Here is a 13,747-nt window from a genome sequence, read left to right on the forward strand (position 1 = left end):
ACTACAACAAGGAATACAACGTATTCCTCCGGATAAAGGTCTTCCTGTACTTTATACAACTTGTGGGAATTTACTAGCCCAAGATGCTCGGATAAAAGAAGCAATTGAATTACTACAACAAGGAATTCAACGCATACCTCCGGAAAAAGATCTTCGCACGCTTTATACAAACTGTGCAAATTTACTAGCTCAAGATCATCGGATAAAAGAAGCAATAGAGTTACTACAACAAGGAATACAACGTATTCCTCCGGATAAAGGTCTTCCTGTACTTTATACAACTTGTGGGAATTTACTAGCCCAAGATCATTGGATAAAAGAAGCAATAGAGTTACTACAACAAGGAATTCAACGCATTCCTCCTGATAAAAATCTTTTTGCCCTTTATGATAGTTGTGCAAATCTATTAGCCCAAGATAGTCGAATAAAAGAAGCAATAGAGTTATTACAACAAGGAATTCAACGCATTCCTCCTGATAAAAATCTTTTTGCCCTTTATGATAGTTGTGCAAATCTATTAGCCCAAGATAGTCGAATAAAAGAAGCAATAGAGTTATTACAACAAGGAATTCAACGCATTCCTCCTGATAAAAATCTTTTTGCCCTTTATGATAGTTGTGCAAATCTATTAGCCCAAGATAGTCGAATAAAAGAAGCAATAGAGTTACTACAGCAAGGAATCCAGCGTATTCCTCCCGACAAAGGTCTTCGTGTGCTCTATACAACTTGTGGAAATTTACTAGCCCAAAATGCTCGGATAAAAGAAGCAATTGAATTACTACAACAAGGAATTCAACGCATTCCCTCTGATAAAGAACTTCATGTACTTTATATAAATTGCGCTTCTTTGCTAGCACGAAGCAATAAAGTCAGAGAAGCGATCGCTATCTTGAGAGAAGGTTTATCTATTATTCCTTTTAATAAATATGGTAGACATCGTTTAGCTGAGAATGCGATGCTATTTTGTTTAGCTAGTAAAAACGATTTAATTTTAGAAGAAATTTTAGCAGGTAATGGCAAGAATTCTTTAGAGCCAGAAATGCTTGAATTAGGAAAAGTATTGAGCGCTCAATTAAAAGGAAATTGGCAAGAAGCTGCAGAAATTGCTCATCAAGCAAGAACAACATTTCATAATCTTCTACTACTCACTGAAGAAGTTTTTTCCTGGCTTTGTGCTGGAGATTTAAATTCTGCAGAGAAAGCAATTCAGAGTTTTACTTCTCGCAAATCTCCAGTGGGACATCCGATTAATTGGCTCAAAGCATTTATTGCGATCAAGAAAAAAGATTATCAATTGGCAGAAGAAATTATAATTGCTTATTTAGATCGTCCATTACAAGCAAATGAAACTATCGACAGGGATTTTTTACTCTACCTGTGGGATACATCTGTAGATTTTAAGGAAGGGATAAATATTGCTTTTAACTTTCCTACTTTACCGCCGTCTTTGACAGGATTAGAAACATCAATTACCCGCCAACAGAATGATGTTAATGTTCTCCCCAATATATTAAACGGGAAAAATAATTCTTATAAAGATACTCTAGAAATTCCTACTCCATTAGAAATCACTCCTCCACTACATAAGGAACAAACACAAGAACAAACCCCCATAGTGAATGCAGCTGATGTTTTGATTGTGACTGTAACAAAAGTAGAAAGTCGTGCTGTGATGCAGGTTTTTGAGGGGTCTACTGGTCATGAAGCTAATCCACAACCAATCAATAATCGTATTTACTTTAACTTGGGAACTGTCAATGGTGCGCGGGTTGTTTTAACACAATCGGAAATGGGTACTAGTGGTTTAGGCGCTTCGTTACTCACAGTACATAGTGGGATTGACGCGCTTTCACCTGCTGCCGTTATTATGGTAGGGATTGCTTTTGGAATTAATGAGGACAAGCAGTCTATCGGCGATATTTTAGTTACAGAGCAATTGCGTCCCTACGAACTGCAAAGATTGGGTAATAGTGGAGAAGACAATCAACTTAATATTATTTTGCGCGGCGACAAACCCCATGCTTCACCATGGCTAATTAATCACTTCAAAAGCACAGATTTATTTTGGAACGGTGCTGATGTACACTTCGGTGTCATGCTGACTGGTGAGAAGCTAGTGGATAATGTAGATTTTCGCGAGCGACTTCATGACTTTGAGTCAGAAGCAATTGGCGGTGAAATGGAAGGGGCTGGCTTGTACGTCGCTTGTCAAGAGAAAAAAGTGGACTGGATTCTGGTCAAAGGTATTTGTGATTGGGCTGACGGGAATAAAGCAGAAGATAAAGAGATTCGCCAGCAAAAAGCTGCTCAAAATTCTGCAGAGTTTGTGCTCGAATCACTAAAATTTGCACCAATTACTAAACAAAATTGATAAGTAAAAATCTACAGATTACTTAAAAAATTGCCTAGTACAGACAAAATAACTAGTAGTCCTTTTCATTAATTATGACGGATTGGTTTGTTGTCAAAACCCCGGTAGAGACGTTGCATGCAACGTCTCTACAACCCATCAAAACTAATGAAAAGGACTACCTACTAGCATGGATACTACACCACATAAACTACGAAGGTTTCTAGAGACGTAGCATGCTACGTCTACGATAGGGTTTCTTCGATAAACAAACTCATCAAAATTGATGAATATAAAAGGAGTATGAAGATAAAAGGAATATCAGGTAGAAGACAAAATTTCCAGATAAGCCTTAACCGTATTATGCAATCCCATTTCCAATGCTTCAGCAATTAACGCATGACCGATGGATACTTCCAGGATGTTGGGAATAGAACAGAATTTTCCTAGATTTTCTAAATTTAGATCGTGTCCAGCATTAACACCCAAACCTGATTCTAAAGCAACTTTTGCTGCTTCAAAATATTTAGGAAAAACTGTTTCTACATCACCATCGCGAAATGCAGTCGCGTAAGGTTCCGTATATAATTCAATTCGGTCAGCACCAACATCCTTCGCTAAGGGTATTTGAGTTACATCTGCATCCATAAACAGACTTACCCTAATCCCAAAAGATTTTAACTTTTGCACGATTGGTTTGAGGCGATCGCTATCTTTGCTTAAATTCCAACCACTATCAGATGTGAAAGCATCGGGAGCATCGGGTACTAAAGTACATTGTGTGGGTTTGACCTCACAAACCATATCCATAAAGTTGGATTCAAACGGATTACCTTCGATGTTAAATTCGATATTTTTGAATTCAGGTAGAGCAAGCATTTCTGCTAGTTCATATACATCTGCAGGTTTGATGTGTCGCTGGTCTGGACGGGGATGAACTGTAACCCCATATGCACCTGCATTAATAACTATTTTGGCTGCATTTATAACACTAGGGATGCCAATATTCCGAGAATTTCTGAGTAAGGCTACCCTGTTGATATTAACACTAAGCTTGGTCATAATGAATATATTTACAAAAATGGCGACAGTACAAACCCAACTATTAACCTTATGTAAGTCGAGATTGGATTGGAAATAGGAAAATGTAAAGCGTAATAGGTCGTGAAGAACTGATTATTTTAACAAAATTCCTATTTCGGTATATTTTAGAATAATTCCTTTGACAGTTTTTACCTTTGAGAATTGGGCGTTTGAACTCAGAGTTTATTTATCAATATTTTTTGTTTTATTTTTATTTGCAAAATTACTAAGAATATCTTGGCAGGTCTCATCACAGAATAATTTCATCAAAAATAAATTTCATCGCAAATAAACTGTGAATAAAAGTAGAGATATTGTAGAGTTTGGCGATTTTCAAACTCCCCTAAACCTGGCGAAACAAGTAGCGCTTATTGCCATCAATTCGCTTGGTAATATTAGAACAATTATAGAACCGACTTGTGGTTTGGGTACATTTATCGAAGCACTGATAGAAATTGAAACAGAGTTTTCAAGAAAAAATCCAACAGAAACATCAATTAAAAATATAATCGGGTGGGAAATTAATCCCAAATATGTCGAGATTGTTAAAAATAATTTATCTGTCAATAATAAAAAAATTTTGATATCAGTAGAGGAACAAGATTTTTTTCAAGTTAATTGGTCTGAAATTAATCATCAGCTTCAAGAACCAGTATTGTTTATTGGTAATCCTCCGTGGGTGACAAATTCAGAATTAGGTAAACTACTCAGTAAAAATCTTCCAGAAAAAAGTAATTTTCAAAAGTTTACTGGTTTTGCTGCAATTACGGGAAAAAGTAATTTTGATATTTCAGAATGGATACTCACGAAAATATGCGAACAGATTTCCCATACTAACTCAGCTATGGCATTTTTGGTCAAAACATCGGTAGCAAGAAAAGTTTATCAAAATATTTGCCAAAATAATTTATTAATTTCATCTATGTTTATTCGTAAAATCAATGCAAAAAAACACTTTGGTGTAAATGTAGATGCTTGTTTATTTTTTGCCAAGGGGACAACAAGTATTATTAATGAATATCTTTGTCCTGTATATAATAGTTTAAAAGCTTCAAAACCATGTACAACTATTGGAATATCTAAAGGAAAATTAATTTCAGATATCAAAGTATATAAAAAATTATCAGATATTGATTCTGGATGCGAATTTAAATGGCGTTCTGGAGTTAAGCACGATGCATCAAAAGTTATGGAATTTCAAGTTACGACCGAGGGTTTACTAAATGGATTGGGAGAAATAGTAGAACTACCTGATGACTATTTGTACCCAATGTACAAAAGTTCTGATATTTCTCAACAAGAATTACAATCTCCTACCAGGAAGATGTTAATTACCCAAGAAAATATCGGAGATGACACGCAAAATATTATTAAGTGGTCTGAGAAAACTTGGGAGTATTTAATCCTTAATTCTAAATATTTCGACGCAAGAAAAAGTTCGATTTACAAATATGCTCCCCGCTTTTCAATTTTTGGGGTCGGTGATTACACTTTTAAACCTTGGAAAATTGCCATATCCAGCCTTTACAAAAATATAAAATTTACTAAAATTGGACTTTTTCAAAATAAGCCTATAGTTCTAGATGATACTTGTTATATGTTGGGTTTTGACTTGGAAAAAGAAGCAGATTTGATTTTTCAAATACTCACATCCGATATCGCCAGCAATTTTATTAATTCCCTAGTATTTAAAGATAATAAAAGAACTATCACAGTTAGTCTTCTAAATCGGATAAGCTTAAGGTCTATTGCCCTGAGGCTTGGGTTAGATACTGATTTCGAACGTTGCTTTTTTGTTGATAGTAAATAGACATCTCTGGGAAATAATCTAGAGACGTACCAGAGCCTGCGGCGTCGGTGAAGCCTCTGGTACGTCTCTACAAGGGTTTCGGGTATACATATTTGATTCCAGAGAGTTCTAATGAGAATATAGGTTAGAATATTATATTTCCACGGGAAATAAGGAACATAGAAACATTTTCTCGCTATATCCCCTATCTGAAATCGAATCGAAGCAAATATACTTCTATAACAATTGAGAATAATTCTTACTTTTACCTATATTTTGATACACATATTTTTTAATTAATCCTCTCCTTTTATCGCTTCAGTTTTCCAATTAAAGGGTTCCAAACATTCTATCTCCAGCGTCTCCCAAACCGGGGATAATATAACCATTTTCATCTAGTTTTTCATCAACAGCAGCAGTGAAAATTGGAACATCTGGATGTATGTCACAAAAGTGTTTTAGACCCTCTGGAGCTGCAAGTAAACAAATAAATTTGATAGATAAAGGATTTGTGGATTTCAAACGCTCAACAGCTGCGACTGCGGAATTACCTGTTGCTAACATCGGGTCTACCACTACAACGTTACGCTTATCAATATCCTGTGGAACTTTAAAATAATATTCAATTGGGATAAAAGTGTTAGGGTCGCGATATAGCCCGATATGTCCAACTCTCGCAGATGGTATTAGCTCTAACATACCATCTAATATTCCCTGCCCAGCCCTTTGAATCGAGACAATAACTAGTTTCTTTTCTGGTGCTAGTATGGGAGCATGCATTGAAGCCATGGGGGTTTTAATCGATTCGCTTTTCAAAGGTAAATCGCGAGTGACCTCATATGCTAACAGCAGACTTATTTCTTTAAGCAGAGAACGAAATTTAGCTGTGCTTGTTTCAATTTTACGCATTATTGTCAGCTTATGCTGAATCAGAGGATGCTTGATTAGGGTTACTTGCTGTTCCATATCTGAGTAAATATTAAGGAGCGCGGAGGAATTAACTCGCGCTCATAAAATCTAAGTATATAAGCTACAGCTAATTAGTCAATTATCTCAATAAAGAACGTTGCACAAGGGAGTCAGAAGTCAGAAGTCAGAAATCAGGAGTCAGGAGTCAGGAGTCAGAAGTTAGAAGTCAGAAGTCAGAAGTCAGAGACGTTAACATCACTCATTACCCATTACCAATTACCCATTACTCAACTCAAAACACCGTACCATCGCTTTCTATCTGTATCGGAGGTATTCCACCCGTTCTTAGTTCTGAAGCTATTTTACGACCAGCGAGCCAAGTTCCACCTTGAAGAATTTTAACTAACGGTAACTCTTGAGAAGTCATATCTAATTTCTCGCGGATTTTCGCAGCGATACGATCCAACATAACAACCGTCAGAGCACGCCACTCAACTATAACTTCTGATGAGACGGGATGGGGAGAACGTAAAACATTAGGACGTTTTACTTCAATCAGTCCTAAATCAATACATAAACCACCATTACGATATTCCGGTAGTCCAGTCAAATCATCTAAACCAGTAATCTCCCAACCTAACTCCTGTAGAGGTTCCAACAGAGAATAGGTCAACCATTGGGAAAGCTTATGAAACGGTACAAAACCATCATCTTCAATACTGCGGTGAGACCAAACGTCACCCAAGTTAACCCCATCAAATTGTAATCTTCCCGGCCAAATATCACTAAATCCTTCTAATAAAGCTTCTAAAATACTTGCTGCAGCTAACTTATTATTTTTAACTTTAGAACTCAAATAATGTACCAAATTTCCCGGACGAGGATTTGTTGCTCCAAACATCTCTGGTTTGGAAAGCAAGACTCTACCTAACTTTTGTAATAGTTTTAAACGTCCGCTAAATCCTACCAAATAATTTTCTGAACTTACCTGAAAACCAGTTGCTAGTTCTGATTCTCCCAACGCTTGTAATTTTCTTGCATCCACACAATATATCTGATGGCGATCGCTAGAAAAACTTCCTTGACAAAACATATGGAGACTCGCGATCGCTAACCCTTCAGAGCGTTTAAAACTCGAGCCCGTACTTTCTTCGTAATAAACCCAACTACTACCAGCGCCAGCATCCAATAAAATACTGAGAATAGCTAAATCTAGCTTAGCTACTGCTTTTTCTGTGGGTTTTAAATGGGCTAATGCTCGGTCGAAATCCTTTAAACGTTCTATTCCTCCAGCTTCAAAATGTCGCCAACGGCTGTGGAAAGGAATATGTAAATCTGGATACTCAGCATGCATCACATCAATGACGTAATCTGCTACTTTTCCTAGCCGATCCAAATTACAAGTGAAGTAGGATGAATTACCTTCGAGCACCATTGCAAACAACTCTTGACAACGTTCGCGAATCGCAATTGGCGATCGCAAGTAAGCAACCAAATTCCTTTGAGTTATTGGTGTACTGATAATTTCTTGATTCATCTTAGTTACCCCTGTTTTTATACACCAAAACTTGATACAACACTATTAAAATCCTTTGCAGTTGCTGAAAAAAAGCAATCCGCTCAAAATAGAGATGTTTTGTGTAATAATACACCTTTTCCCCAAAATATCCTACTTAACTCCAGAAATATATTTCTTGTTCGATATTTATTCAAGCTGCCATATTAATGAGATATTTTGCCCGTATCGCAAGCAAGTCAGTAGATAAAGTACGTTTACTCGTGAAGTGCTAACAAGTCAACGAATACAAGCGAAAGCCATCTGACTGACTAATCCGTCCAAATGCGATCTATGCTTTACATTTAATTCCACATATTTGCGTACTTAAGTAAGTAGGCGAGAAAAAAGTAAACTATGTGAATAAATATAAAATATCTGTATTTGGCTAGTAGTAGCGCTAAAGCACTATTACAAACAAGTTATGATTTTTCTTACTAACGTACTTACCTGTAATTTTTTTGTGTATATTTCATTCATTATTGATATTAATGTAATAAATTATGTAAAAAAATATTTAACTTTTCCGGACTGTTTAGCTCAGAATTAAATCAAAATTTATTTGATAGTTGTATTCCGGTTTGTTTAATAATTAGTTCTCAAGATAGATAAAATTACCACTTTTATTTGGGAATAATATTGTTTTTATTAATAGAAAATTATTTGTAGTTAATAATATTAATATTTACGTATTTTTTACATGTTATTAAAAATTAAATTAAAGATACTATTGCAATTAATAAAAGATAAACATTAGTAAATTTAACAAATTAAAATCATGTTAAATCGCAAGTTATTCATTTCTGCAATTCTACTTACTAGTACTTTCTTCGCAGGGTCTTCTTCTGCTCAAGCAGCTCCAGAAACTCAGGATGTTTTATTCAATGGTACCTATGAAGGTGGGTGTCAATTCAGTGGCAAAAAAGATGGTACTGTCACCCCCAATGCATTATTTGGTGCTACTTCTTTAGGTTCTAGTACAACTTATCCCGATGCTGTATCAGGGGAAGTTACAGTTAGCTGTAATGGTCTGCTTAATCAAGTTACAGCTTCTGAACCGGAAGTTATTAACGCACCAGGAGGGGCGAATTTTTCTGCAAAGCTTTCATACTTAGATGATGCTCCTGGGGCTACTCCTAAGGTGATTCTTACCAATACTGAAACTACAATCAAAGTAGATATGACAGCAACTAGTCTTTCAGCAATTCCCACAGGAGATTACGAATTCAAAGTAGTTGTCACAGCAACTCCTAATTAATTTGCAGGTTTTAGATGCATAAGCTTTAGATGCGTAAGTTTTAGATAACAAGACCGAGTTGAAGACGTCGTATAACTCTTGCTAAGACAGGGTGTGTTTACCAATTTTATTGAGTAATGTTTGAATATCTCTTCATCATTCAATCAAAGCTCTAATATTTACTTTTCAAATAAATAAAATTACTTTTTATATGTTAAATATTTTACGTTATTTCATCCCATATTTTTGGTTTGTAAGTATTGCTTCGAGTATATTTTGGTCCCAAAGCAGTGCTGTCGCTGAACTTGGAGTTTCACCGATAATCATTGAATCACAAGCGACACGAGGTCGTTCGGAATCAGTAATTAATATTAATAATACTAGCGAGGAACCAATTCGAGTACGGATTTTCGCTGCACCTTTTACATATAGTCGAGAAGGAAAATTTAAAACACTATCTTCTAGCGATTGGGACTTGAGTTCGTATCTGCAATTTTCACCTAGGGAACTCACTATCTCACCCAAAAGTTCGCGAAAAGTTCGTCTGTTAGCTCTATTGGATCCAAATTTACCTGATGGTGAATATCGTGCTGTTATTTTTTCTGAAACTCTTACTAAAAATAACAGTACAAATACTACCAATGTGGGTATGGTGACTAGAGTTGGAACAACATTATATGTTGCGAAGGGCGATCGACGAGTACCATTATTAACTGTAACTAACAGCAGCTTTGATGAGCAGAAAAACCAGTTACGCTTACTGGTGCAAAATCAGGGTTCTGCTTCTGCGCGTCCTCTCGTATCTTGGGAATTGAAACGGAGTGGAAAAGTTGTTCTTAAAGGTCAAACTCAACCTGCAACAATAATTTCATCTAGTGAAAGAAATCTTTTGATAGAATCTTTATCTAAGAAATCTTCCTTATTACCTCCAGGAAAATATCAGCTTAGTGGAAAATTAATCTGGAAACAAGATAGAAAACATCAAAGTTTACCGTTCCAAGTTCCGGTAAATGTTGGTCGATATGTTGGGGAAGCAAAATGACAGATATCGCTACACCAACCCAAGATTATATTCCACAATCACAGCAGCTATCATCTCAAATCTCTATTTCTACTTTGCAAGCAAATAGGAATGATAAGGATATCAATAATTTTGATTACAGTACTGCTGCACCTCCAGAACAAATGGGAATGGAGTTAAGTTCGAGTGTTGAACCGTACCATATAAATAAACTCAACGGTCAAATTAAAGATGAACAAGCAAACACTCAAAACGGTCGAGATAATAAATTTAAGTTGCTAAGAAGTAAACTCAAAAAATCAATATTATTACGGTCATCTCCGAACTCCACAAATTCCCCAACTCAAAGTCAAACTTCAGACCCATCAACAACTCCTCCCTCGACTAATTCAAAACTAGAACCATCTATAGACCCAACAGAAGTTAATATTCCTACAACTTCGAACTCCATAAATTTCCAGACTCAAAATGAAAATCTAAGCTCTTCAAAAAATCAATTTAGGGATGAAAATTCATTCGAACCTCCCTTTCAAGACTCGAAAATACAACAATCTCAATCGACGACTAATTCTGACATCGGGAATAGGAGTCAAATAGCAGTTTCAAGTTCGTCGCAGTTTAGAACTTTCCCTGTCGGAGTGTTGATTGGGAGACGGAATGTCAGACAAAGTATGTTGGTACGCGGTGGAGAAGATGGTTCTCAGGTTATAGAATTTGAGAAATGGTTATTACCATACAATGAAGTTATTAAGATATTGCAGTTTAATACTCAAAACTTACCGGATGGACGAGTAGAATTACGATCACCTACTGTTAATACTCGAATAAGTCTTAAGGAACTGACTAAGGATCCAAAATTAGGATTAGCATTTTCTATTCAAGACTTGAAAAAATACTTTGGAGTTAGTGCTAATTTTGATCTTAAGGACTATGCTATTCGCCTTGAGATTCCACAGTCAAATCGTCGTGTTTATACCGAAATTGATGAGAAGCCCGTAAATTTAGAAGGGTTACCAACTTTACAAGCACCTAAATTTTCTCTATCTACTGTATCTCAGCGATTAACAGTGCAAGGGGGTGAAAGTCAATCCTTGAATTGGCGTGGCGATGCTAGTGCAATTGGAACAGCATTTGGTGGTAGCTGGTTTTTACGTACTGAACGGTCACAGATACAAGATAAACAAAAGTGGAATTTAGCCGAAGCTCAATTTTTACGTCAAACAGAAGCTGCAGATTATATTTTGGGTTCTCAAAATCCCTTCTGGTTGAATACAGAAAATACTGGTAGTTATTGGGGATTTACTACCATTCAACGTCAGGGTTTTGTACCATCACAATCGATTTTGAACCTATCACCAGAGCAACGCCTGCAAGCAGATTACCTGGGAAGAACTATTACAGGAAAAGCAGAACCGGGAACTTTAGTACAGCTAGTAGAAAGTTTTACTAATCGCTTAATCGATGAAGTTTTAGTGGATAGTGATGGTACTTACGAATTTGATAATGTTGCTGTCAGGGGTAAAATTCCCTTAAATAAATATAGCCTTTATCTTTACCCTCAAGGTAGACTTGCCGCTCAACCAGAAATTCGAGAAGTAACTTTAAATAGCGTTCCTGGACAATTACCCAAAGGCGGATCTGCTTTGATAGTTTCAGCAGGAGGAGAACGTCAGTTAACTAACAGTTTTCTGGGCAAATTTACGGGTTTTCGTGGCGGAGTTGCTAAACGTTGGGGAGTATCAGAAGATTTAACCTTAGGTTTGGGCGCTGTTCATAATGGTTCTGCAAGAGGGTTAACAGAAATTTATTGGCAACCACGAAAATCTGCTTTGTCGGTAGCATTATCAAGCTTGACGCCGGGAATAGGAGGCAAAAAAAGTAATGATTGGCATTTTCGTAGTAACGTCAACTTCCAGCCCTCCACAAATTTTTATGCAAATTTCAGCAGTGACTTTGTTCGGAGTCGTTTCTATGTTAATTGGCGATTAAAACCATTCCTATCTGTATTTAGTCTCCTCGATAGTCAAAAAGCTGCAAAAATTGGTGCCCAATTTATTCGTAGTCGTAAAAATGCCTTCACTTTTGCTAGCCTCAGCGTAAATACTGAAAATAAATGGCAATGGAATTTACTGCAAAGATTGGGACAAGTAGAACTTTTTTCAAATGGAAATGAAACTAGAACTAATTCCGAATTAGCTTACTACTTTAATCCGAACAAATATAGCAATAAAGGACATGCTTTAGTTTTGGGTTATGAAACCAAGTTGAATTCGGACGATAATGATTTATTAAGTTTAAATTGGCGATATCGCTCAAAAAACCAAACCTATGGTGGTAGTCCTGTTTGGGAAGCTGAATTAGGCTATGGAGTTGGTTCTCAAGGTTCTGGTTTACTTGCCGCCGTCAGTACTTCAATTTTACCAGGACTGAAATTACGGGGAAGATATCAGGGGGCTTCTTTGACTTCTGACCAGTCTGCATTTCGGCTGGAATTTTTACCCAGTCTCAACTTGCAAGGTGGAATCAGGGGTAGTAGGAGACGCGATCGCACTTTACGGAGCGAAGGCGGAATTTTACTTCAAGCTTTCTTCGATCAGAATGCTAATGGTAAGCGCGACTCGGGAGAAAAAATATACCGAGATGACTTAAATTTACTAGTTTCCCTCAATAATCAATCCTTAAGCTCAGCCAAACCAGAAACAACAGGTAGTCGAACTTCAATTAATTTGTCTCCAGGAAAGTACCGTCTCGATCTAGACCCAGCAGGTTTCCCAATTGACTGGCAAACTTCAACATCAGCTTATGCTGTAGAAGTCGTTGCTGGTAGTTACACCTCAGTTTCAATACCCTTAGTTCCGGCTTATACTATTTCAGGAGTAATTAAGGATAAACGGGGAAATGCATTAGCTGGTGCAACAGTAGAAGCAATAGATTCTCAAACAGGGAAAAAACACCTCTCCATTACCAATAGTGCTGGTGTTTATTATTTAGAGCATTTAATGCAGGGTAATTACCATTTACAAATTAATGGTCAAATACTTCCCCGAAAGATGGTTAAGCTTAATTCTAATTCTCAAAATTGGCAAAAACTGAATATTAATATAAACCAACATCTTTCCTCAAATTAAACAGGACTTACGCAACGGATATTTGTCATTGCGATCGGAACGCAGTGTAGGAAAGCAATCCCAGCGTCTCGGGAGATTACGTCGCTAACGCTTGTTCTAACGAACACGCAATACCTACGGTACACTAGAGCCTGCGGCGTCGGCAAAGCCTCTGACTAGCGTCACGCTCCGCTAACCGCTAAGCGCTAACGTAATGATGTAATTACGTTGATTTTGCGTAAGTCCTATTAAAAATTAAGCCTAATTTGAATTTTTATAAGGTTAAGGCTTTCAAAAAACTTTATAAATTAAATTTATTGATTGTTAGGAAGACGATACACCACTAGAACATCCTTTTTATTGGGGAGCGTGGATTTGTCAAGGTAGTACCGGTTCTCTGAATTTGAATTCTTAAAGGTAATAATTTGCACCTTTCTAAGGAAAGGATCGAGTTCAAAAGTATTTTCATCCCCGTAAGGGGAAAATAATTTAAAACTTTATGGACATGAATAGAGCCATATAGAGAACCGGGTTCAAGTTTCCATCCCCGTAAGGGGAGAAGAATTTAAAACTGGTTGATTGCGGTCATATATGCAATATCGCTTCACATCGTTTAATGGGTGGGGCGGGGATATCGCTACCCCTTTCCCCCCGACAAACCGGACAAGCAAGTTACCCTGCATCCGGCTTTAGCCA

At 36.8% G+C, this 13,747-nt stretch carries 8 protein-coding genes; 5 read left to right on the forward strand and 3 right to left on the reverse strand.

All coding sequences use genetic code 11. The annotated features are described in order from the left end of the window. Positions 1 to 2,371, forward strand: a 2,371-nt coding sequence (locus BC008_RS11615) for a phosphorylase family protein (RefSeq protein ID WP_058183554.1), incomplete at its 5' end; no start/stop codon positions are given. Between the two features lie 300 nt (positions 2,372 to 2,671). On the opposite strand, the gene BC008_RS11620 is transcribed toward BC008_RS11615, so the two are convergent. Further along, entirely contained in the window at positions 2,672 to 3,412 is a 741-nt protein-coding gene (locus BC008_RS11620) for a pyridoxine 5'-phosphate synthase (protein WP_027846346.1), read from the reverse strand. 316 nt (positions 3,413 to 3,728) lie between these two features. Between BC008_RS11620 and BC008_RS11625 the strand changes: the two genes are divergently transcribed. Further along, complete coding sequence (locus tag BC008_RS11625; RefSeq protein WP_058183555.1) at positions 3,729 to 5,243, forward strand: TRM11 family methyltransferase; 1,515 nt, start codon at positions 3,729 to 3,731, stop codon at positions 5,241 to 5,243. A gap of 309 nt (positions 5,244 to 5,552) precedes the next feature. Here the strand turns inward: BC008_RS11625 and upp are convergent, their stop codons facing one another. Both upp and BC008_RS11635 read right to left on the reverse strand, forming a co-directional pair. Beyond that, positions 5,553 to 6,188: a uracil phosphoribosyltransferase gene (gene upp / locus BC008_RS11630; protein ID WP_027846345.1), complete on the reverse strand. Its 636-nt coding sequence runs from the start codon at positions 6,186 to 6,188 to the stop codon at positions 5,553 to 5,555. A 235-nt stretch (positions 6,189 to 6,423) separates the two neighbouring features. Continuing rightward, complete coding sequence (locus tag BC008_RS11635) at positions 6,424 to 7,668, reverse strand: URC4/urg3 family protein (RefSeq protein ID WP_036267810.1); 1,245 nt, start codon at positions 7,666 to 7,668, stop codon at positions 6,424 to 6,426. 796 nt (positions 7,669 to 8,464) lie between these two features. Here BC008_RS11635 and BC008_RS11640 point away from each other — a divergent pair. The 3 genes from BC008_RS11640 (at position 8,465) to BC008_RS11650 (ending at position 13,072) form a co-directional block, all read left to right on the forward strand. Beyond that, the gene (locus tag BC008_RS11640; protein WP_027845961.1) at positions 8,465 to 8,944 is read left to right on the forward strand and encodes a hypothetical protein; all 480 of its coding nucleotides are present in this window, start codon (positions 8,465 to 8,467) and stop codon (positions 8,942 to 8,944) included. Positions 8,945 to 9,134: 190 nt separating this feature from the next. After that, the gene (locus BC008_RS11645; RefSeq protein WP_058183556.1) at positions 9,135 to 9,965 is read left to right on the forward strand and encodes a fimbrial biogenesis chaperone; all 831 of its coding nucleotides are present in this window, start codon (positions 9,135 to 9,137) and stop codon (positions 9,963 to 9,965) included. After that, positions 9,962 to 13,072: a carboxypeptidase-like regulatory domain-containing protein gene (locus BC008_RS11650; protein ID WP_058183557.1), complete on the forward strand. Its 3,111-nt coding sequence runs from the start codon at positions 9,962 to 9,964 to the stop codon at positions 13,070 to 13,072. The genes BC008_RS11645 and BC008_RS11650 overlap by 4 nt, the downstream gene beginning before the upstream one ends. Positions 13,073 to 13,747: the final 675 nt, after the last annotated feature.

Source organism: Mastigocoleus testarum BC008, assembly GCF_001456025.1.
Taxonomy (GTDB): Bacteria; Cyanobacteriota; Cyanobacteriia; order Cyanobacteriales; family Nostocaceae; genus Mastigocoleus; species Mastigocoleus testarum.

Coding starts and splice junctions, on each gene's coding strand:
- BC008_RS11620 (WP_027846346.1), bottom strand. CDS start 3,412: ATGACCAAGCTTAGTGTTAATATCAACAGGGTAGCCTTACTCAGAAAT.
- upp (WP_027846345.1), bottom strand. CDS start 6,188: ATGGAACAGCAAGTAACCCTAATCAAGCATCCTCTGATTCAGCATAAG.
- BC008_RS11635 (WP_036267810.1), bottom strand. CDS start 7,668: ATGAATCAAGAAATTATCAGTACACCAATAACTCAAAGGAATTTGGTT.
- BC008_RS11640 (WP_027845961.1), top strand. CDS start 8,465: ATGTTAAATCGCAAGTTATTCATTTCTGCAATTCTACTTACTAGTACT.
- BC008_RS11645 (WP_058183556.1), top strand. CDS start 9,135: ATGTTAAATATTTTACGTTATTTCATCCCATATTTTTGGTTTGTAAGT.
- BC008_RS11650 (WP_058183557.1), top strand. CDS start 9,962: ATGACAGATATCGCTACACCAACCCAAGATTATATTCCACAATCACAG.